The 22,159-nt window shown below is 37.0% G+C and carries 20 protein-coding genes and 1 tRNA gene; 5 read left to right on the top strand and 16 right to left on the bottom strand.

Annotated elements, in window-relative coordinates:
* Positions 1-126: 126 nt before the first annotated feature.
* From ACFILL_RS07765 to rpmH, 8 genes are all read right to left on the bottom strand, one after another.
* Positions 127-211: transfer RNA gene (locus tag ACFILL_RS07765), tRNA-Leu, on the bottom strand.
* A 113-nt stretch (positions 212-324) separates the two neighbouring features.
* Positions 325-945, bottom strand: a complete 621-nt coding sequence (locus ACFILL_RS07760; protein ID WP_375643632.1) for a 2,3-bisphosphoglycerate-dependent phosphoglycerate mutase — start codon at positions 943-945, stop codon at positions 325-327.
* Between the two features lie 28 nt (positions 946-973).
* The gene (gene dapB / locus ACFILL_RS07755; protein WP_375643631.1) at positions 974-1,786 is read right to left on the bottom strand and encodes a 4-hydroxy-tetrahydrodipicolinate reductase; all 813 of its coding nucleotides are present in this window, start codon (positions 1,784-1,786) and stop codon (positions 974-976) included.
* Positions 1,787-3,005: 1,219 nt separating this feature from the next.
* Positions 3,006-3,698, bottom strand: coding sequence for a glutathione S-transferase family protein (locus ACFILL_RS07750; protein ID WP_375643630.1), 693 nt, complete (start codon positions 3,696-3,698; stop codon positions 3,006-3,008).
* 139 nt (positions 3,699-3,837) lie between these two features.
* Complete coding sequence (gene yihA, locus ACFILL_RS07745; RefSeq protein WP_375643628.1) at positions 3,838-4,482, bottom strand: ribosome biogenesis GTP-binding protein YihA/YsxC; 645 nt, start codon at positions 4,480-4,482, stop codon at positions 3,838-3,840.
* Positions 4,479-6,317, bottom strand: a complete 1,839-nt coding sequence (yidC, locus tag ACFILL_RS07740) for a membrane protein insertase YidC (protein WP_273790711.1) — start codon at positions 6,315-6,317, stop codon at positions 4,479-4,481. Before yidC ends, yihA begins: the two co-directional genes overlap by 4 nt.
* On the bottom strand, positions 6,307-6,699 hold the full coding sequence (gene rnpA, locus ACFILL_RS07735; protein ID WP_273790712.1) for a ribonuclease P protein component: 393 nt from the start codon (positions 6,697-6,699) through the stop codon (positions 6,307-6,309). Before rnpA ends, yidC begins: the two co-directional genes overlap by 11 nt.
* Before the next feature lie 117 nt (positions 6,700-6,816).
* Positions 6,817-6,951, bottom strand: coding sequence for a 50S ribosomal protein L34 (gene rpmH, locus ACFILL_RS07730; protein ID WP_005864709.1), 135 nt, complete (start codon positions 6,949-6,951; stop codon positions 6,817-6,819).
* 577 nt (positions 6,952-7,528) lie between these two features.
* On the opposite strand from rpmH, the gene ACFILL_RS07725 reads away from it, so the two are divergent.
* Positions 7,529-8,590, top strand: a complete 1,062-nt coding sequence (locus ACFILL_RS07725) for an Mrp/NBP35 family ATP-binding protein (RefSeq protein WP_375637833.1) — start codon at positions 7,529-7,531, stop codon at positions 8,588-8,590.
* A 387-nt stretch (positions 8,591-8,977) separates the two neighbouring features.
* On the opposite strand, the gene ACFILL_RS07720 is transcribed toward ACFILL_RS07725, so the two are convergent.
* The 7 genes from ACFILL_RS07720 to ACFILL_RS07690 all read right to left on the bottom strand — a co-directional run bounded on the left by ACFILL_RS07720 (position 8,978) and on the right by ACFILL_RS07690 (position 16,862).
* Positions 8,978-9,769, bottom strand: coding sequence for a pyrroline-5-carboxylate reductase (locus ACFILL_RS07720; protein ID WP_375643627.1), 792 nt, complete (start codon positions 9,767-9,769; stop codon positions 8,978-8,980).
* A 55-nt stretch (positions 9,770-9,824) separates the two neighbouring features.
* Positions 9,825-10,070: a hypothetical protein gene (locus tag ACFILL_RS07715; protein ID WP_273790715.1), complete on the bottom strand. Its 246-nt coding sequence runs from the start codon at positions 10,068-10,070 to the stop codon at positions 9,825-9,827.
* A gap of 102 nt (positions 10,071-10,172) precedes the next feature.
* Entirely contained in the window at positions 10,173-10,541 is a 369-nt protein-coding gene (locus ACFILL_RS07710) for a YraN family protein (RefSeq protein WP_273790744.1), read from the bottom strand.
* Positions 10,542-10,545: 4 nt separating this feature from the next.
* On the bottom strand, positions 10,546-11,433 hold the full coding sequence (rsmI, locus tag ACFILL_RS07705; protein WP_273790716.1) for a 16S rRNA (cytidine(1402)-2'-O)-methyltransferase: 888 nt from the start codon (positions 11,431-11,433) through the stop codon (positions 10,546-10,548).
* Positions 11,434-13,475: 2,042 nt separating this feature from the next.
* Positions 13,476-15,140, bottom strand: a complete 1,665-nt coding sequence (locus ACFILL_RS07700) for a 4Fe-4S dicluster domain-containing protein (protein ID WP_375643626.1) — start codon at positions 15,138-15,140, stop codon at positions 13,476-13,478.
* Positions 15,141-15,143: 3 nt separating this feature from the next.
* Positions 15,144-16,064, bottom strand: coding sequence for an electron transfer flavoprotein subunit alpha/FixB family protein (locus tag ACFILL_RS07695; RefSeq protein ID WP_375643624.1), 921 nt, complete (start codon positions 16,062-16,064; stop codon positions 15,144-15,146).
* A gap of 51 nt (positions 16,065-16,115) precedes the next feature.
* Positions 16,116-16,862 (bottom strand): electron transfer flavoprotein subunit beta/FixA family protein, encoded by a 747-nt coding sequence (locus tag ACFILL_RS07690; RefSeq protein ID WP_273790719.1) that lies wholly within the window; start codon positions 16,860-16,862, stop codon positions 16,116-16,118.
* 512 nt (positions 16,863-17,374) lie between these two features.
* On the opposite strand from ACFILL_RS07690, the gene ACFILL_RS07685 reads away from it, so the two are divergent.
* The 3 genes from ACFILL_RS07685 to ACFILL_RS07675 all read left to right on the top strand — a co-directional run bounded on the left by ACFILL_RS07685 (position 17,375) and on the right by ACFILL_RS07675 (position 20,104).
* Positions 17,375-18,193 carry a hypothetical protein gene (locus tag ACFILL_RS07685; protein WP_375643623.1) on the top strand — a complete coding sequence of 273 codons (819 nt, stop codon included), beginning with the start codon at positions 17,375-17,377 and terminating at the stop codon, positions 18,191-18,193.
* A 178-nt stretch (positions 18,194-18,371) separates the two neighbouring features.
* Positions 18,372-19,292, top strand: coding sequence for a sulfite exporter TauE/SafE family protein (locus tag ACFILL_RS07680; RefSeq protein WP_375613503.1), 921 nt, complete (start codon positions 18,372-18,374; stop codon positions 19,290-19,292).
* Positions 19,293-19,294: 2 nt separating this feature from the next.
* A complete protein-coding gene (locus ACFILL_RS07675; protein ID WP_375637830.1) occupies positions 19,295-20,104 on the top strand; it encodes a TIGR02186 family protein in 810 nt (269 codons plus the stop codon).
* A gap of 22 nt (positions 20,105-20,126) precedes the next feature.
* Here ACFILL_RS07675 and ACFILL_RS07670 read toward each other — a convergent pair whose 3' ends face one another.
* A complete protein-coding gene (locus tag ACFILL_RS07670) occupies positions 20,127-20,408 on the bottom strand; it encodes a DUF6460 domain-containing protein (protein ID WP_273790723.1) in 282 nt (93 codons plus the stop codon).
* A gap of 1,104 nt (positions 20,409-21,512) precedes the next feature.
* Between ACFILL_RS07670 and ACFILL_RS07665 the strand changes: the two genes are divergently transcribed.
* On the top strand, positions 21,513-22,159 hold a 647-nt coding region (locus tag ACFILL_RS07665), incomplete at its 3' end, for an ABC transporter substrate-binding protein (RefSeq protein WP_375631208.1).

The following is a 22,159-nucleotide window of genomic DNA, read 5'->3' as shown; positions in this document are numbered from 1 at the left end:
GAACTCTTGATTCGTAATAATTAGAGAGACGTGTTGCAAAATCCTATTCCCTAACTTTTATTTACGCGTCCCTCACTGTAAAAAATATATGGAAAATCAATAAATTATTTTGGATAAAAAAGAGCATGGTGCCCAAAAGAGGACTCGAACCTCCACGCCTTACGGCACAGGTACCTGAAACCTGCGCGTCTACCAATTCCGCCATCTGGGCTCATAAAATTCATCTAAGCGCATGACGCAATTCTGTCAATAAAATTATAGAATTTATTTTTTCAGCTTAAAACGATTGAATTGAATTTTTGGGGAGATCATGATTTTAGAAGTTTAAGGTGTGAGGACTTTCTTTGATAAAATTGTTGAATCCGGATTAAATGTGTAAATAATAGGAATACCGGTCGCTAATTCTTGAGATATAATTTCCTCACCGGAGAGACCTTCAAGCGCCATAATAAGAGCACGAAGAGAATTTCCATGCGCTGCGATTAAAACAGTTTTGGAGCGCAAAATATGAGGCTGGATATGGTAAAGATAATAAGGCCAGATGCGCGCACCGGTGTCGCGTAGGCTTTCTCCATTCGGGGGTGCAATTGTATAGGAGCGGCGCCACATTTGCACTTGCTCTTGCCCCCATTGTTGGCGTACTTCATCTTTATTTAAACCAGAAAGATCACCATAATTACGTTCATTTAATGCAGGATTTTTTATCACTTCTAAATCTGATTGTCCCATTTGCTCTAAAATGTGCTGAGCGGTTTTTTGAGCACGCTGTAAGGTTGATGTATAAGCGATATCAAACTTCAAACCATATTCTTTCAGTTTTTTTCCTGCTGCTATCGCTTCGGCATGACCTTTTTCTGTTAAATCAGGATCTTTCCAACCGGTAAAAAGGTTTTTGAGATTCCATTCACTTTGTCCATGACGAATTAGTGTAAGTATGCGTCCCATTATGCATTGCCTCTATTCTATTGATTGTTTAAAATTCATCGTTCAATCCCAAAACATCGAACATTGAATAAAGACCGCTTTCATGATTTTGTGCCCATAAAGCTGCTTTTAATGCGCCATTGGCAAAGATAGAGCGTTCTTGCGCTGTATGTGAAAGAACAATGCGCTCATTGGAGCCGGCAAAAATGACACTGTGTTCTCCAACAACTGTCCCACCACGTGAACAGGAAAAGCCAATGGTGCCTTTTTTGCGTTTACCTATATGACCATTGCGTTCGTTGACACGCACATTTTTAAGCATAACATTGCGCCCTTCAGCTGCTGCTTGGCCAAGAAGAAGGGCTGTTCCAGAAGGGGCGTCAACTTTGTTAGCGTGATGCATTTCATAAACTTCGATATCAAAATCATCGGCTTCTAATGCTTTAGCAGCTTTCTTTACAAGGTTGGCTAAAAGATTTATTCCAAGGCTCATATTTCCGGATTTGACAATTGTTGTATATTTCGCAAAATCTGCAATTTTTTCTTCTTCTGTTTTGCTAAATCCTGTGGTGCCAATAATATGGACAAGGCTTTTTTGAGCAGCGTAGTTAGCATAAAGAATACTGGCTTCTGGTTGTGAAAAATCTAAAATACCTTCTGTATTAGAAAAGGCATTTTCGGGATCGTCAGTGATACCAATCCCAAGAGAATCTGAACCAATTAAGGCACTGGCATCTTTTCCTACAAACGGTGAGCCTTTGCGTACAAGAACAGCACAAAGTTCTACATCTCTCCTCTGCTGGATTGCTGTAATGAGTTCACGTCCCATTCTTCCATTTGCACCAACAACTGTAAGGCGCATTTTTATCTCCTTATAATACTTTACTGTGCAGTATAGGCAAATTCTTGCCTTCTTTCCAATGGTTCTTTTTCTTTATAGAAAAATTTTTTTCCTGCTTTAATTTATCTTGTTATGCTGTAAAATACTGTTGTTTAGAGCAAGTGATATAAGATCTGCAAATTTAAATAGAGATGTTTTTCGTTAGAGTGTGTGATGAATATTCCTAAGTAAGGTTTGCTTATGTCACCTAAAGGAGATTGTGTATTACTTTACGCTTTTGTTTCTTTCGTTCTTTAAGGGGGGAGCGTTCTTCATGCAAAACAAGACCTCCAAAACAAAATACACCTATGTGGTTAATTCATGCGCTTTTCTTAAAGAAATATTTATCAATTCTTCTAAACTTATTTTATGATAGTGCTCGTGAGTGGTATCACGAGAGAGTATCCATGAATAATATAACATCTATTCTGCGCCACTATCTTTATGCTTCATAAATAGAGAAAATTAGCATTATCATACGTTTTGTTAGCCTTTAATGTTTTAATAATTCTTGGCACTTAGGCATTTTCATTCTTTTCTTTAATATTCTTTCATTTACCAATTCCATTTGTGACGCATAAGAAAGCGATTTTGATTGTTTTAAATGTGATGAAGGTAATGAGAAAAAGGTATTTGGAATTGATGATTAAAGTAAAAAAACGATTATTTATCATTGTATATCAATATGTTACCCATAAATAAAATCACGTAAAAAGGGGATAAAAACAAGGGGCTAACAAGAAGTTGGATTGTTTTCACACGAGAGTTGGTCGGATTCTTCATCTTTTAGGAAAGTCAGTTTAAAAAATTGTTATGTTGTAAAAACGCATGATGAGGATTTTTTTATTATAGAGCAAATAGTATATATGTTATGCAATGCGTTTTTTCATATATTGGGGAGACTTGAGGATAACATGCGTTAAGTATTGTTATTTTATTTGCCTAGCTTCTAATGATGCTACAGCTCTTGTATTTAAAGAGAGTCGTTAAAATGCTTTCTTAAATATTTTTTATTCCTGTGCTAATCTTTTTTTGTGACACGATAAGAAAGTATTTTTTTTGATTCAATTATAATGGGTCTTATTCCCTGTTGAATACGATTATAAATCATTATATCGTTTATACGCATGCATAAAAATTCATAAACCTATAAATATCCTTTAGATAAAATATCACTTTTATTTTTGTTTGTGAGAGAAGGCTAGAAATCAAGATCTGCATAGTGAGCACTTGCAACAATTCCGCGGACGCGATCTGTTAAAAGAGAACGAAAAGAAGGGCGTGATTTTATTCTCATATACCAGTCTTTGGCAGCAGGAGATTGTTCCCAGTCAATTTCCCCTAGAAAGTCAAGTACAGAAATAGAAGCTGCTGCTGCTAGATCTGCATAGGACAAGGCAGAACCGACTAAGCTATCGCGAGAGGCACAGAGCCAATTGAGATAGTTCATATGTGGTAAAATATTGGCACGTGCATTGCGTAAAATTTGTGAATTAGGAGCACCACCGCCAATGGAAAGTGGCATTTCACGTTTATGGATTCGTTCTCGTACGATATGGCGCGTTGCTTCATTTTCGAATTTATTTAAGAACCAGTCATTGAGACGGCGTACTTCTGCACGATCTAAAGGATTTTCCGGAAAGAGCTTATTTTCTTGTCGTAAACTTCCATGTGTTTCGTCTAAATATTCGCAGATAACAAGAGGACCTGATAATGGAACCTCGTGTTCATCGAGAAAAACAGGAACATGACCAGCGGGATTGAGGGCTAGAAATTCGTGTCTTCTTGCCCATTCATATTCTTCAATCAGTTGAGTGGTTACACCATATTCCCCAAGAATGAGGCGTATGAAGCGCGAGGCAGCGGATAGGGGAGAGTGAAAAAGTGTCAGCATAATTTACACTATCAAATAGAGTTGAAGAGAATTCTTTCAAGTAATCATTTTTATAAAGATGCTTGACTAGAAGTACAAGATCATTAGCAGCTGCTAGTAATTATAATTAATAAATTGTTAATGACCAAGAATTGTTCTCTTATGCGATGGTTTGCAAAATGGCAGCACGTAATTCTTCTAAACCGATAGCTTTTTCTGAAGAGGTTACAAGAAGCTCAGGATAAGCTGCTGGGCGTTTAAGAAGCTTTGTTTGTGTGCTCATAATTAATTTTTCCAAGGCATTTGATTTGATTTTATCGCTTTTTGTCAAAACAATTTGATAAGAAACGGCTGCTTTATCAAGGAGAGCAAGAACATCTTCATCATTATTTTTGATTCCGTGCCGTGAATCAATCAAGATATATACACGTTTTAACGTTGTGCGCCCCCGTAAATAGCTAAAAATCAAATTTTTCCACTCATCAACAAGATTTTTAGGAGCAGCAGCAAAACCATAACCAGGCATATCTACTAATGCTAGAGGGGGAAGGTCTCCTATTTGCCCACTGAAGCCATCGGGGACAAAATAATTAAGCTCTTGAGTCCGTCCTGGTGTATTTGAGGTACGTGCTAAGCTTTTTTGTTGAACGAGTGCGTTGATTAAAGATGATTTTCCAACATTGGAACGTCCTGCAAATGCAATTTCTGGTGGTCCTTCGGGGGGGAGAAAGCGTATTGCTGGTACACCACGAATAAAAATCCAATTGCGAGAAAAAATTCCAGAAAGGGAAGAATCTCTTGTCATTCACGCACTTCTTTTTTGGGTGATCTTCTCCAGATGGCTTTCAGATTATCAAAAAGCTCAATTTTAACTCCTTGGCGCTTCATCATGATACCTTGCTGAATGATTGATAATATATTGTTCCATGCCCAATAGATGACGAGACCAACAGGGAAAGAGGCGAGCATAAAAGTAAAGACAACAGGCATCCATGTGAATATCATCGCTTGGGTTTGGTCTTGAGGAGCGGGATTCATACGCATTTGTAAAAACATCGTTATTCCCATAATCAAAGGCCATGCACCAATCATAAGAAATGTTGGCGTTGTATATGGCAAGAGACCAAACAAGTTAAAAAGAGAAGTTGGATCGGGTGCCGCTAAATCTTTAATCCAGCCAAAGAAAGGGGCATGGCGCATTTCAATGGTGATATAGAGAACTTTATAAAGAGCAAAGAATATTGGGAATTGAACCAACATCGGCCAACAGCCTGCAAGGGGATTTATTTTTTCGGTTTTATATAGTTCTATTATTGCCTTTTGTTGTTTGGTTTGGTCATCGGGATACTTTTCTTTTATTTCTAGCAACCGCGGTTGTAAAAGCTTCATGCGTGCCATAGATTTATAAGATTTATTGGCTAGAGGGAAAAGAAGAGTTTTTAAGAGCACTGTGACAAGAAGGATGGCTATACCAAAATTCCCTGTTTGTTTATAAAGAATATCAATGAGGGAAAACATTGGTTTGGTGATGAAATCAAACCAGCCCCAATCAATTAAAAGAGCAAACTTTTTGATTTTTAGGTCATTTTGATAACTATTAATAATTTCAACTTGTTTTGCACCAGCAAAAAGACGATTTGTAACAGTTTTTGTTTCATTTGGGGCAATCGTTAAAAGCGACCCTAGCAAGTCAGACTGATAATGTGTTTGCAAACGATCAAAATAAATAAAACGGCTTGTATATTCTTTATTTTGCGGGGGAATAACTGCTACAGCCCAATATTTATCGGTAATACCAATCCAACCTCCTGTTACTTTGGAAAAAGTCACGCTCTTTTGCCCATTATCAGGATTTGGGTCAAGCTCTGCTAAGGTTTTATATTTTTCAGTTTTGAGCGAATCTCCAGCAATACCTATCATACCTTCATGAAGTAAATAGGTTGCATTTGTATGTTCTGGTGGTGCAGCACGTGCAACGCGGGCATAGGACGAGAGATGTATTGGTTGATCACTTTCATTGCTGATAGAATCCTCAATGGTAAACATGAAATGATCATCAACAGAAAGGGTCCGTCGGAAGATTTGTCCCTGTCCATTATTATAAATTAAAGTGATAGGTGTTGAAGGAGTCAGGATTGTATTGTTTCCCTCTACTTGCCATTTTGTATCCGATTGTGGCAAGGCTTTTGCTGGCAAAGACGCACTTGCAAAACCAAATTCAGCAAGGTAGGTCGTTTTGAAACCTTTAGGGTTTAGCAAATCGATTTCCGGTGATTTTTTATCGACTGTTAAACGATATTTTTTGAGGTGAAGATCATCAAATTGTGCACCAACAAGATTAATAGAGCCTTCCAGTTCATTGGTTTGGATCGCAATACGCTCTGTTTTGGCCAATACAGCTTTCCGGATTTCAGGTGTCATTGGCTGTTCGATGATAGATGTTGCTTGATGCGTTGAGGTATCGTCAGAAAAATCCGTCGTGGTAGTAGAAAGGGCTGATTGTTGTTTTGACAATTGCTGTGTGATGACATGTTGTTTTTGTAACTTTGCTTGTTTGGGAGCAACATGAAGAAATTGCCATGCGATGAGCACTACGAAAGATAAGCCAATAGCGATAAAGAAATTGCGGTTATATTCCATCCGTACACCCTTGTTGTTGTTGCTGATGTTTTATTTTTGGTTTTATTCGCCGATTTAATTCACTAATCAAGGATGTAAAAGGCGCATGTAACACATCACGGTACGCTACAATGACATAATCTGTTCCTGCTTCCATGTGGTTTGTTACACCAACTCTCACGGCTTCACGCAAGCGCCTTTTAATACGATTACGTTTCACAGCATTACCGTTTTTACGAGTAACAGTGAAGCCTACACGTGCAAAAAGAGAATCTTTTCTTTCTGTTGTTTGTTCACGAGATTTAACTTCGAGCAAAAATAAAGGACCACGTCGTTTTTCTCCTGTACGGGCAGCCAAAAAATCTGCTCTTTTGCGAATACGGCAGGGATGTTTTTTCTTCATAAAAGAACATTTCGCAATTTCACTAAATGCCTGCAAGCAGGCATTAGAGGTTCATAATGAAAGTTTCACAACGAAGAAATGATGAGCAATCCTCAAAGGTTGTGAAAATTTAAATGGTTAGGCAGAGAGCCGCTTACGTCCACGAGCACGTCTTGCAGCAATAACTTTACGTCCTCCAGCTGTGGCCATGCGTGCACGAAACCCATGGCGGCGTTTACGGACAAGTTTAGAGGGTTGGTAAGTACGTTTCATTTATTTAAATACCGCGGAGTGCGGCCCTTCTTAATCTTCGTTTTACGAGCAGTTATGCGCGAGAGGGATAATTTTATCCTATCATACGGCTGTTAACCCATAAGGAAAAATATAAAAAAAGTCAATCTTAGATTGTTTTTCTCTTTCTTGAAAGAATACAAAACACCTTATAACTGTCTGTGACACTTTTTTACAATACTGTAAGAGTGTTAGAAAATAACAATTGAATCTACAGAACGTAAATGGCTAGGGCGTTAAAGAATTAAAGAAAGTGTGACTGATTACTGTATGCTCAATTTAAAATATCCTTTAATATTAAGAGTTTTTTTTTACAAAATTTTTATCAGAATATTCATTAAAGTGGTTGTAGCACAAACATGATTAATAGGATTTATATCAGATTCTATGTTTGAGCTTCTTTATTTAAGGATGGTTTCATATTTTTAAAGAGAATAAGATATAAGTAATGTATACTTTATAATGCTGAGTAAAGTAGAAAATTATCAGGTGATAAGCCTGTAAGTATTTTTTGTTCTTATGCTTGTATTTGCTGGTATTTTTATAGAGAGGAAAGAACGTGGATCCTATCACAAGTGAAGCTGTCCGCAACGTATTACGTACAATCAAAGGACCAGATCTTGAAAGCGATATTGTGTCGTTGGGTCTTCTTTCAGAAATATTGATTGCTGATGGTAAGGTTTTCTTTTCTATTACAGTTCCTGATGGAGGTGTGCAAGAATGGGAATCATTGCGTCGTTCTGCTGAAAAGATGGTATGTGCCTTGGAAGGAGTGAAATCTGTTGTTGTCACACTTACAGCAGAAAAAACAACAAAGGCAGTACCTAGACGGAGAGCAAATCTCTTACCGATCAAAATGCCCATAGAAGGTGTGCGGCATGTGATTGCTGTTGCTTCTGGAAAAGGAGGGGTAGGAAAATCTACGATGGCAGTAAATATCGCCTTAGCTTTACAAGATTCTGGTTTCAAGACGGGGGTGATGGATGCTGATATTTATGGTCCTTCGTTGCCACGTTTGACAGGACTTGTTAATCAAAAACCACAGCTTATTGGAGAAAAAAAGATTCAACCTCTTGAAAAATTCGGACTTAAATTGATGTCGATGGGATTTTTGGTTGAGGAAGAAAAGCCGGTAGTATGGCGTGGTCCTATGGTTATGGCAGCTGTAACGCAATTGTTACGAGATGTTGTATGGGGCCCTCTGGACATTTTAGTCGTTGATATGCCGCCCGGTACAGGGGATGCACAATTAACGCTTGCTCAACAGGTACAATTAACAGGTGCGTTGGTTGTCTCTACGCCACAAGATCTTGCTTTAGTGGATGCGCGTAAAGCAATAGAAATGTTCATGAAAGTCAATGTTCCTATTTTAGGACTCATTGAGAATATGAGTTATTTTATCGCTCCTGATACAGGAAAACGCTATGATATTTTTGGCTATGGTGGTGCACGGGCAGAAGCGGAACGTCGAGAAGTCCCTTTCTTAGCGGAAATACCGCTTGATGCGGCTTTAAGATTTTCTTCAGATGAGGGGGTCCCTATTTTTGTTGCTAAGCCTAGTGAAGAGCATGCTAAACTATATCGTAAAATTGTTGATCAAATAAAAAATCAACTCTTTTGAATGTTTTTTTAAGAGAGTTTATTAAAACACAATCATGAAAGACATAAAAATAGTTTCTTCTTTGTAAGGAGAAGTTTTAATGCGAGAATGGAGTATATTAGGTTAAATAAATAAAAAATTATTCATGCGTTTGGATAACCTGAAGGGGACACAAATTGAAGAGTTGGAGCCGTGAGGTAGAAAAAAATATTGGACTTGAGGCTAAAAGAAGACAGAAAATAAAAGTAATTTAGAAAAATTGTAAAAGGTTGTAAAAAATATTTTAATAATCAATTTTTTCATAAAATAGTATTTTTTCAGGTGTAAAAAAGCATTTTTCGATGTGAGTTTTCTTGATATACATCTTCAACATTTAGTTTTTTCTTATTGAGATGATAAAAATATTGGTCAAGTCTTTTTAGAAGCATTCATTTTTTGCAAAGTAGCCTCAAGAGCGGTTGTTAAAGCATTCCTTCCCCCTTGATGAGAAAAGTAATCTGACAAAAATTCATTTGTTCCACCCTTTGTTGAAAACTCTTTTTCAAGCAGTGCAAAATCGAGAAATGCAGAATGATCCGTTGCTGTAATTTTACGCATTTCATCCGTAAGATTTCCAAACATCATAGTAAGGAATTCTGCTGATTGCTGTTTTTTTAACCCTTGTGTTATAAACCATTGATGGGCAGTTTCTATAAAATTAAAATATACTCCCATAAGTGAACCTGCTGTCATAAAAAGATTAAACTGCTCTTCCTTATCCAGCACTAATGTGCCCCCCAATGCATCAAATAAAGTGCGTAAAAAGGGATGATCGGGATAGATTGGTGTCAAATTTTTGCATTCTGCAACAAAAGGTAATGGAACAGCACGATAAACTTTATGATTAATCCACTCTTCTATTTCTGCTGCTTTTGCCATAGCAAGTACGGAAATAACCAGCTGTTCTGGACGAAAACAAAGAGAGCGCAAAACGTCTTCTGCAATTTGATTGGGCAAGCAAAGAAAAACACAATCACTAACATCGAGCAACGCTTGGTTATTTTCAGCAATCATAACCGTATCATAGGTGCGTGAAAGGCGCTCTGCTGTTTGTGCATTGCGAGGCGAAACAATAATGGAAGAAACATCAAAGGTGCTTGTCATTAAGCCATTCACCATTGAAGCACTGATTGTACCCGTTCCTAAAAAGCCAAGTTTCATTTCTATTTCTCAGTTTTATATTTTTAAAGGAATCTCAATCAACATTTCAGGTGTTTTAACTAACATAAACGCTAATTGAAGAAGCAACACATAACATAGCAAGAATAATCAAGCCCAAATAGATTTTAGGCTTGTCAAAGAGAACGGCAAAAGCAGAAAACCAACCAACAACAGCTGCGGCTAATGCAAATAAAAAACCTGGTTTATTCATAAGCACAATATGCATTGCCATTAAACCACCAATAATGAGCGCTCCAAAAATAATGAGTAAACCTGTTGCAAACTTTTCATAATCATCCATATTTTGCTCCTTATAGCGCTCAATTATTACACACTTTTTAACGCATATGCACATAAAAACGAAATGTTTTTTATTGAATATGGTTAAAACGGGGGGTGTCTTTTATTGATCAGATGTAAAAAATGCAGGGATATGCTGTGGCCAACGCCAAGGTAAAATTGCAACCAAATCAAAGCGCACAGACAAAAGGGCATAATCTTTTTGCCGTGCGAGCCAAATATCGGCAGCTGCTTCAATTCGCCTTTCATTCATTCGGGAAACCGCTTCCATTGCTTCAGCCAACGTTGAACGTGCTTTAACTTCAACGATTAACACAAGATTTCCGCGTCGTGCAATTAAATCAATTTCCCCACATTTTGTTTTAAAACGCCTTTCGGCAATGTGAAACCCTTTGCAACGTAGCCACCAAGCTGCCAATTTTTCTGCACGTACCCCTCGATAAAAAGACTTTTGTCTGCGTTTTTTTTGCATCATTTTATGCATTTTTTAAAAAGATTAATCGCTGAAAAAGTTCCTGCTTTTTTAAACCGGTTTTTTTTGCAACAAAAGCTGCCGCTTGAGCAGCAGAATATGTCCGTGCGCGTTCTAGTAGCATTTCATCAATTTCTTGATCACTTATCACATTTAAAGAAGAAGATGATTCTCCTACAACTACAACAATTTCTCCACGAATATGTGCTTGTTTTCTGTAATTTTCCAACAAGTTCCCCAAATTGGAAACATCTACTGTTTCAAACTTTTTTGTTAATTCACGACAAATGGCAGCAGGTCGATCAGCCGAAAAAAGTGTGACCATATCCTGTAAAGTTTCAACAAGACGATGCGGTGATTCATAAAAAATCAAAGTTGCTGGAATCTCTTTTAATTGTTCCAACCGTTTTCGGCGTTGTAGCTTTCGTGCACTCAAAAAACCTGCAAAAAAAAAGCTATCAGTAGGAAGCCCTGTCGGTATAAGAGCGGCTAAAAGAGCGGATGCTCCAGGAATAGGAATGATTTTATGACCAGCTTTACGGGCCTCTTCCACCAATCGAAATCCGGGATCAGAAATAAGTGGTGTTCCGGCATCTGAAACAAGTGCTACTGTTTTGTTTTCTGCTAAAGCCGCTAAGAGCTTTGGACCCGCTTTTTGCGCATTATATTCATGATAGAGAAAAGTTTTTTTTTGAATACCGTAACGTTCTAACAAAACACGTGTTACTCGCGTATCCTCACACGCTAAAATATCAATTCCTGCAAGCACTTGCAAAGCACGAAGCGTAATATCTGCAAGATTTCCGATAGGTGTTGCCACAAGATAAAGCCCTGATTCTATAACGGGTGCAGAATAAGCATGCGCACCTATAAAATATGCTTTTTCACACATGCTCTTTTCTTTTCATTAAATTCTCCTCACCACAAGATTTTTATCCATACTCATAAGCCATTTTGGCTTATTTTTTACCAGCACATTTTTTATCATTACAAAGGCTTACCTTACTCGAATAATCGATTACACTACAATAAGATAATTTCATATTTAACGTCTTAATTTAACATTATTATCTATTTTGGTCCGCATTATTTTTTCCAGTAAAACAAATTCCAAATGTAATCAATATTCTATCAGCCCCATGATTTTCTATAAAGTTTTTCCTTCGAGAACCAAAAAACAATTTTACCCATGTTATCATCTCATGCTTGGTTATGCTCTTTTAAAAGCTAAGCTTTTTAGATTATTTTCATAATGCCGATTTTTCAAATATTCTATTGATATCCAAACTGTTTTTCTGAGCAAATATAAACAGCCTCTTTTGAAGCACAAACAGTTAACTGGCAGCTGACTGTATTGTTATTGATTAAATATAAGCTCTTATCAGCAAAATACTTTATTTTTTCATATTCTCTATAGCTTTAACAGTATAATGAGTACCTTAGAAACGTTTAAGGCTAATTTTTATCTTAAAGATTTGATTTGTAATGGAAAATTTATTATTTTGCCTATTAATTAGGAGCTTTAAATATCGTAACATTATCTCAGCTCTTCTTATAGTCATTAATCAAAATTATTTTCGTGCATCTTGAAACTTTCTCAAAGCAAAGATTATCGCATCATTGGGGATCGCAGAGAAAATGATGCTGCTAGCTTGTACTTTTTATTTCGTAAATATAGAACTGTTCGTTCACAGGAGTGTATTATACCTTTTTCGGATAGTGTCGCGAAATAATTGTTTGATATGAGAGCTATCTCTTAAAAACAAGCCCATGATTGAACAACACAAGTCTGCTTTAATTTTGGATACCTTATTTTTTTTAAGGATATGCTCCTATAAAAAAACTTAAGTAATAAAAGCGGGGACAATACGTTATCTCTTCTTTTTAGAGGATATTGTGATGCTTTTGAAAGTTTTAAAACCAAATGGACAGATGATAGTAAAGAGGAAAACAGGTTTTTTCCTTTCAGGTTTCATATTCTTGCTAAATGAAACTGTATTTTCGTTTCAGAGATTACTCAAATAGAATATGCAATATTTTTGCTCTAGCTACAAAATCTGGAACGGCGTGCAGAGCTTTCATTCATCTTAATCTTTCTTTTAAATATACCACTATGTTCAATTTGGATGTTGATTTACAAGCAACAGCGAAAGCACAAGCTTTATAAACAAACAACTCTATAAAACGCGTCATAGAGTGGTTATGAAAGCTATTTTGGTTTTTATCAGATGTTTTGCTAATAGCGATAGTCTCCATGGCTTGGTATCTGCTTATTCTTACGGTATTTGCATACATTCATTGCAGTATATTGGTAAAGGGCAGTATATTGATAAAGGTTAGATGCAAGGCGATTATCTTTAATGCAAAAATAAAAGGTTAATGTAAGATTTTTTCGTGTCATTATCATTAGAAACATAAAAAGGGCTTGAGCAAGCATGCTCTTTATCTCTTTATCTCGCAATGTTTTTTCTACATTTGTTTGTGGTTTTCTTGAGTGAGCATTACTTGCCAAGTGTAGGAGAAAAAATAAACTTGAAGTGTACCTCCGTAGGTTTTGCTCTTGGCTAGTTAAAACGATTGATGTTTCTTATGAGAGGGCTAAAAGCATTTTGGATCATGTGGGAGAGGGGGTAAAGTAGAACGGGCTTATTTCCTTTCAGATTTTCGAGAACCGCAGTTTTTCCTTTATTGCAGAATTTTCAAGAATATATTCATTATTGTTTTGCCATTTAGATAAAAAAATTTTGATAAAAATATGTTATGTTTTTCTATTGAAAAAAGTTATGTGGTGAAGAGAGTATTTTATATGAGAATAGAGTCCTTTTTACATTGTGAAAGAACGTATGAAGGAAGGTGATTGATAGATTTCTGATCTGGGAAATATTTTTATTCAATGTGTTTTGTATATTTCAATTTTAGGAAAATGAACAATGGTTACATATTGGGATAGAAGGGGCCCTCATTGCCTTGCGGACAGATCCAAGTGATATTTTGGTTTGGATCTTTGATATCGCATGTTTTACAATGTATGCAATTTGAAGCGTTGATCATATAAGTCAGATGATCATTATCCTCTAGCCACTCGTAGACAGCGGCGGGACAATAGCGTGTAGAGGGGCCTCCATAGATCGCATATTCAGAGTCTTTTTGTTTTTTTAATGAGGCTATTTTTAAATGACAAGGTTGATTTTCTTCATGATGCGTATTGGAAAGGGCAACACTTGAAAGGCGATCAAAGGTTACAACGCCATCTGGTTTTGGGTAAGAAATGGGTTGAAATTTTTCTGCTGGTTCAAGGCATGCATAATCTTCCTTTCCATGGGAGAGTGTTTTAAATAAGGAAAATCCGAACAGTTGTTGCCACCACATATCAAAACCAGCAAGTTTAATTCCATATTTTGTCCCATATTTTGCCCAAAGCGGTTTGGCATTTCGCACTTTATAAAGATCTTTTCCAATGAGCCCTTTTCGCCATTGTTCTTCGATTTCTTTAACCTCATCATGGGCACGCCCTTGTGCAAGAGCGGTAGCAATTTTATCGGCAGCTAATATGCCAGATAAGATGGCATTGTGTGATCCTTTGATACGAGGAACATTGACAAATCCAGCAGAGCAGCCAATAAGCGCCCCACCAGGAAAGGTGAGTTTTGGTACAGATTGCCAACCTCCTTCGCTGATAACACGTGCACCATAGGAAAGACGTTTTGCGCCTTTAAAGATTTTATAGAGTTTTGGATGTGTTTTAAAACGTTGAAATTCTTCAAAGGGAGAAAGGTAAGGATTTTTGTAATCTAAGTGCACAACAAAACCGACAGAAATGATATTGTTTTCTTGGTGATAAATAAAGCCACCGCCACCGGTATTATTGTCTAAGGGCCAACCAGTGAAATGTTGTACTAAACCGCGTTGGTGTTTGTTGGGGGCAATTTCCCAGAGCTCTTTGAGACCAAGACCAAATTTTTGTGGTTCTCGATTTTTGCTAAGATTAAAATGTTGTATCAGTTGTTTTGCAATTGAGCCGCGTGCTCCTTCCGCAATCAGAGTATATTTTGCCAATAAAGCCATCCCAGGCATATAATTTTTTCCAGGGGTTCCATCTTTGTTAAGCCCCATATCTCCGGTGAGAACACCAATAATAGCTCCGTTATCTTTTTGGATGATGGGTTCTGTTGCTGCAAAACCAGGATAGATTTCAACACCCAACGCTTCAGCTTTTTTGCTTAGCCAGCGGCAGACGCTCCCAAGCGAAACGATATAACATCCGTTATTTGATAAGATTTTAGGGTGCAAAATATTGGGAAATACTGTGGACTTTTGAGGCTTTAGAAAAAAAAATTGGTCCTGTGTGACAGGGGTTGTGAAGGGATGGTCGTTATCATTTCGCCATTCTGGTAAGAGTGTATCGATACCAATGGGGTCAACAACTGCGCCAGAGAGAATATGTGCACCAACTTCGGTCCCTTTTTCAACAATTGTGACAGAAAGCTCAGGATTAATTTGTTTAAAACGAATTGCGGCAGAAAGCCCTGCAGGTCCTGCTCCGACAATGACTATATCAAACTCCATACTTTCACGTTGGTCATGCAGAGGTGCTTTCATGGCTTATAAAGCTTTCTCCAATTCTGGAATAATTTGGTGGAGATCACCTACAAGGGTGTAATCGGCAATTTGCATGATGGGAGCTTCTTCATCTTTATTAATGGCAACAATAATTTGTGCATCCATTATACCGGCTACATGCTGGATTGCACCGGAAATGCCAACGGCGATATAGAGTTCAGGGGCAACGACTTTTCCTGTTTGTCCAATTTGCCAATCATTGGGAGCATAGCCTGCATCCACTGCTGCGCGGCTGGCACCTAAAGCAGCATTTAATTTGTTTGCAAGAGGAAGAAGCAGGGCCATAAATTTCTCTTGAGAACCAAGACCACGCCCGCCTGATATAATAACACGTGCTGAGGTGAGCTCAGGACGATCACTTTTGTTTGTCTCTGCTTTTACGAAAGAAGAAAGATTTGGATTGGGAGCTGGTGTTACTGTTTTAATGGGAGCAGAATTATTTTGGGAAGGCGTTGGGGTGAAAGAAGCGGTGCGAACTGTTATAATCTTTTTATAATCATTGGTGCGGACAGTTTCAAATGCATTGCCTGCATAAATTGGTCGTTTGAAGGTATTGGGTGAAAGAATGGCGGTAATATCTGAAATTTGCATAAGATCAAGAAGAGCTGCTACGCGCGGCATCACATTTTTCCCAGTACTGCTGGATGCTGCCATGATCACATCATAATCATTTGCTAACGTGAGAATTGTATCTGCCATAGGCTCGGCAAGTTGATGGGCTAAATAGTCTGCTTTTGCAATAAGAACTTGCCGCACACCATTAAGTTTAGCACTATTTTCCGCTATCGTTTGAATTTTTTCTCCGCAAACCAGAATATCGATATCATTACTGAGTACGCGTGCAGCGGTGAGTGCTTTTGCTGTTTCTTCTGTATTATGATCGGCCAATAAAAGAATTGCCATAAGTTTTTGCCCTTTTATGTGAGTGTTGCTTTTACTCTAGTGGTGAGAATATTAAATGCAGTTCTTCTGTTTTAAGGCTCTGACAAGTTCTACTACATTTGCCACTTTTATACCGGATTGACGGGGTTTTGGCTCTTCAACGCTTAAAATTGTTAAGCGTGCTTTCGTATCGACGCCAAGATCAGTAAGAGATTTTTGTTCAATGATTTTCTTTTTTGCTTTCATGATATTGGGGAGAGAGGTGTAACGCGGTTCATTGAGCCGTAGATCGGCGGTCATAACAATGGGAAGGGGAAGACAAAGGGTTTGTGTTCCATTATCAACTTCACGAGTAACTGTAGCATGCCCATTTTCTATGTTAAGATGTGAGGCAAAAGTTGCTTGTCCCCACCCAAGAAGAGCAGCGAGCATTTGTCCTGTTTGGTTGCTATCGTCATCAATTGCTTGTTTTCCTAAAAAGACCATATTAGGTTTTTCTTCATCAACAATGGTTTTGAGAACCTTAGCAATTGCTAAGGGTTCAAGTGTTTGATCCGTTGTGACAAGAAGTGCGCGATCAGCTCCCATTGCAAGTCCTGTTCGTAGAGTTTCTTTGGCTGCTTCTGGGCCAATTGAAACAAGAAGAACTTCTGAAATTTTACCGGATTCTTTTTGGCGAATGGCCTCCTCCACGGCTATCTCATCAAAAGGATTCATAGACATTTTTACGTGAGACAGATCAACGCCTGTATTATCAGGTTTGACGCGTATCTTGATGTTATAATCAACAACACGTTTGACAGCGACAATTATCTTCATAATGATCCTCTTTGTTTGTACGTCATAAGTTTATAGCAATACTCATAAGAAACCAAATTGTTTAGAATGAAGTCTCAATTTATAACTTGTGTTCTCTTTCATATAAGCTTTTTTTACGTTTACTTGTACTTTCTCGTCGTCATTTTCAATCTTCATATTTTTGCATTGCCATAATTGCCCTATTTGCTTGAATAAAAAGTAAAAAAATCAATTTGTCTTGTGAGAATATTTTTTTAGTTTCTTATGCTTTGTTTATGATGGTGCAATAGGTCCTTTATGCAATGAAAAATTAAGTGAAAAAGATAAAAATGGGGGAATGATTTTTCTCTTCAAATCTTGAATACAGAAAAATTAAAGATCTTTCTTTCAAATATTTTAGATAAAGATTGGGGAAAATATTTCTAACAAAAAAGTTTTTGGGAGTTCTTAAAGCTCTATTTACTAAAATAGAGCACACTTTCTCATCATTTGTTGCGATTCTTTTCAAAAAGGTTAATGAGGGGTAGGCGTTTGTGAATACGAAGGGTCATACGATCGGCCAGGCGACCAAACAGGTTAGGAACGATAAAGTCTTTTCTTTTGTTGAACAGAAAGAGAGCATGGATACTTCTGTAGAAGTAACGATGTCGGATATTGCTCAAAAATTACGCACCGTTTATGCGCAAATGCAAATGAAGCATTCGCCTCGTTCTTTAATGCAGCAGAGTTCGGTAGAAGAGCATTTTAAATCTTACTTAGATGATATTAGTCGGGCCATTTTGGCTGAACATTATATACGTCGTCAAAGAGAAAAAAAGCTTTTCCAGTCTTTAGAGCAGATTAAAACAATTGTTCAAAGTTTGCAGAGTGAAAAAAAAAGCTTAGAAGAAGCAGCGGTAACACGACGGGTGTCTCGTTCAAAATCACCTGATTCTGTTGTACAAAAACTTGCTCACATGGAATGTGAGGGAAATCAAGAACGCTTATTACTTCAAAAGGTGCAAAATTTTTCGAAAGAAAACAGCATAATTTCACTCCAAACAAATGTTGAAAATACGGTGCAGCAAGAAGATAGAAGCCCTTTGCCCAGTGATGCTCTGAAATCTTCTTTTAAAAAGGTTGAGGGGCTAGTGGAGCATGCTGTGATAGAAGAAAAAGGTATGATGGGTGCTCAGGCATCTAATCATTGTATTGAGAATGATTTTTCTTCTTTAAGGACGCAGTCTCGGGAACATGTGTCGTTTTTATCTTATTTGCTAAAAAAAGGTGTTCTTTGTTTTTTAACCGTTGCATTTATGGTAGCGATAACGTTATGTTTTTATAGCTTTTTAAAAGGAGCTCGTTTTTTTTAATTTTTATGATGTTGATGTTAATAGATGTGAAATGTATTGCGCATTCGTGTTTGTGCGGAAGCTATAGCAACTAAAATTATCCTTTTAAACACGCAACAGAGATTATTGGAAAAGAGGATAATTGGAGAAGGATTCTCTAATTGTAAAAAAACCTCAAATTATCTTGAAGGTTCTGTAAGTGAGTATTTATTTACCAATTGCTGAAATGTCACTCAATATGCTGATCTTGATTGGTATGGGAGTCGTTGCTGGTTTTTTTTCAGGACTTTTTGGAATCGGTGGTGGGTTTCTCATCACGCCGTTATTGATTTTTTATAATATTCCTCCTGCTATTGCTGTTGGAACAGGTGCTAACCAGATGATTGCGTCATCTGTAACAGGAGCAATTACACATTTTAGAAGACGTACGCTCGATATTAAACTTGGTATTCTTTTGGCGATTGGAGGAGGGATTGGTTCTTTAATCGGGATTCAGGTTTTCTCTGTTTTGAAAAAGTTAGGTCAATTAGACTTAATGATTTCGCTTCTTTATGTGATTCTTCTTGGAAGTGTAGGAAGCTTGATGATCGTTGAAAGTTGGTATGATATGATGCGCAAGCGTAAGGCAGGAAAAGCCAATATTCGTCTTGCTGGTCGACATAATTGGATTCATCGCTTACCCTTAAAAATGCGTTTTCGGACATCTATGATATATGTTAGCATTATTCCAGTTTTAGGGATTGGTCTCATTGTGGGGTTGTTGTCTTCTATTATGGGAATTGGTGGGGGGTTCTTTATGATACCAGCATTGATTTATCTTCTGCGTGTTCCAACCAGTGTGGTGATTGGGACTTCACTTTTTCAGATTACATTTGTGTCTTCTTTCACGACAGTTTTGCAAAGTATGACTAATCAGTCCGTTGATATTGTCTTGGCTTTTTTGTTAATGCTTGGAGGAAGTATTGGTGCGCAATATGGAACACGGGTTGGACGGAAGTTAAAGGCTGAACAATTGCGTATGGCACTTGCATTTTTAGTGTTGATTGTGTGTATGCGTCTTGCTTTTCAATTATTTATACGCCCTGATAATCTTTTCTCTCTGGATATTCTTATGAGATAAAAATGGGTAGATTATTTTCTTTATACATCATTACAGGTTGCTTTTGTTTTATTTCTTTTTCTACATGGTCACATGTTGGGACGCCAGCTACATTCATTGATCAAGTTGACCACGAAACTGTCCAAATTATTGTAACAACGAATACGATTACTGTGGATGCAAATTTTGCTGGTCGTGATCTTTATATTGCTGGTGTTTTGGAAAATATTGATCCGTTATATTCTCGACAGAACCGTTATGATATTGTTGTAAGCTTGGAGGGACAAGATCGGACAATGGTGATGCGAGAAAAAAAACGCAATGCCGGTGTATGGGTCAATACAGATTCTCTTATTTTTAAAAAGGTTCCTCTTTTTTACTCTATGGTCACAACACGTGAAATTGACGATATTACGAGCATTGAAGATTATAAACGCTTAGGGTTAGGATTACTCTATTTGCCATTGCAGACGGATGAACAAGATCAGAAAAAAATACAAATCTTTCGCGATGAACTTATAAAATTGCAAAAAGCTAAAAGCCTTTATTATGAGGAAGTGGGTGGGGTTCGTTTTGGTTCTGACACACTTTTCACAGCGCATTTTCGTTTGCCAGCAAATATCCCGGTTGGACATTATAAAGTTCGTGCTTATCTTTTTCGTGATGGACAGTTTATTGATAGTGCAACAACGACTCTTGAAATTGTTAAAGCACATATCACCTATACAATTTTTTATGCAGCGCACAAGTATCATTTTTTATATGGTATTGTTGCAGTGATTATTGCTATTACTACAGGATTTTTGTGTCGTTTGATTTTTCGAAAAGATTAACGCAAGGAAAATGTTAAGGCTTTTATTTTTTATGAAAAATTCGTAAGATAAGAAAAATAGGCACAACAACAATAGCTCCTGTCATAGTTATATGGAAGAAATTTGTAAGCGTTATAAATCCTGCTTCCCATAGTGATTGAAAAAAATCGACTATTTTTTGTATGAGGTTTCGAGGTGTCCATCCCAAAAAATTCATTACGATACCAATGAAGAATGAAAGGATAAGCAATTTTAGACTAACGCGGCTTGATTTTTCTCCAAGAAACGCATGAAAAGAATCTAATAATTTTTTTTTTCGCTTCATTTTAATATACTTTCAAAGATCGTGTTTTTTATTGTATTATCATGGTACAGCGATGTTATTATCATAAAGGAAAAACATTTTTTTATTTTTTCTTACTTTTTGAGTTTATCACCTTAGTCTGGTTAACGGTGCTGGTTTTTGAAATATACACATGTTTTATTGCATTTTTTGCGATATTTTCATGGCCCTTTTTTATTAAATAAAGGGATATTCTTTCGTTTCTGAGAATTTGTAGAGAAATTTTATAACGTTTCGATATTTCACATCAGAGTGAGAGTTCTAGTATATTGAAGATTTTGTAACGAACTTATTATTGTCGTGTATAGAAATAATATTTCAAGACAGTTTACTTAAAAAAAGACTATCTATTCTAATAAGGGTATGCTTATATAAGTATTATATTTAGATATTTCAACCTTGGTGCATTGAAAAGATCTTTTTTTCTGAAAAAATGTAAGCAATGATAAGCAATGAATTGAGTGTTGTTAAAGGAGCAAAGATATTAAAAATACGATATTGAAAAAAGTTTTGTTATGTATATCCGCGTGAGGGAATGTAAGAGGTTTGTGGTGCCCGTGCTCCTTTTATTTGGAAATAAGATATAATTAGAAGCCGTTATTTAGTGGGGAATTATGGAAAAATTCAAAATTCCTCTTGCAGAAGGGGTAGAGGTGTTTCATGTTAGCCGATGGGTGAATTTTTCTGTTTTGTTAAAATATCAAATTATTATTAGGGTTCTTCGTTATTAAGGCGCTTGAGTTAACAGGGGAGAGCCCTTTGATGGCATAAAAACGCTAGAAGAAAGAAGTGACAAGCTTGCCTGATAATAGAGAAGAAGTCTTTGTCTTATCGCGTTCAATGGTAGACGTTGTAATATTATCAATAGATTTGTGATGGGTTATGTCATTCATCATATATTAAATTGCTTTTCGGTGCATATTGGGGGCTTGTTAAGTATGGACAGGAGAAAAGGTTGGAAAGTGGTGCTGTTTGAAAGTTTTAATACTTTGTTTTAGGGGCCTATGGATCGTCTAACCTTATGATTAAGCATGTTCTTGTTGCGTGGGAAATTTATATAATAAACTTTATTTAAAAGGAAAAGTTATGAACTTGAAGAAAAAAATATTGAAAGGGAGCAGCTTTCTTGTTTCTGCTTTTATTGCACTGGGGGTAGTTGGACAACAGGTTTCAGCAAAAACACCGGCTGATACCCTTGTGATGGCTTGGAATCTTGATGCAATCAGTACGTTTGATCCTGCGCAGCTCAATGATGTTTATGGAAGTGAAATTGTTCGCAATGTTTGTGATAACTTGGTGAGTACTGCGACAGATGATCCTGCTAAAATGGTTCCTGCTTTAGCAACGCATTGGGATGTTTCAGGTGATGATCACAGTACGATGATTACTTTTCATTTGCGTGATGGTTTGAAGTTTAATAATGGCAGATCAGCCAATGCCAATGATCTTGTTTGGGGTATGAAGCGGGTTGTCAAATTGAAGATGGGTAATGCGGCAATTTTTAATGAATATGGAATTGTAGAACAAAATGTTGATGATGCTTTGCAAGCTCCTGATAAGAAAACAGTTGTGATGAAATTTGATAAACCTTATCCAGCAGAACTTATTCTTAATAATATTGTTGCAAGTCCTGCAACAGCTTTGCTTGATCGTAACACGATTATGAAACACGAAAAAGATGGTGATTTGGGAAATCAGTATTTGAAGAGTCATGCTGCTTGTGTTGGTCCTTA

Source organism: Bartonella sp. AP20NXHL (assembly GCF_042196165.1).
In the GTDB taxonomy this organism is placed as follows: domain Bacteria; phylum Pseudomonadota; class Alphaproteobacteria; order Rhizobiales; family Rhizobiaceae; genus Bartonella.
Note: the sequence above shows the minus strand (reverse complement) of the source record. Positions and strands in the feature narration are given on the sequence as shown.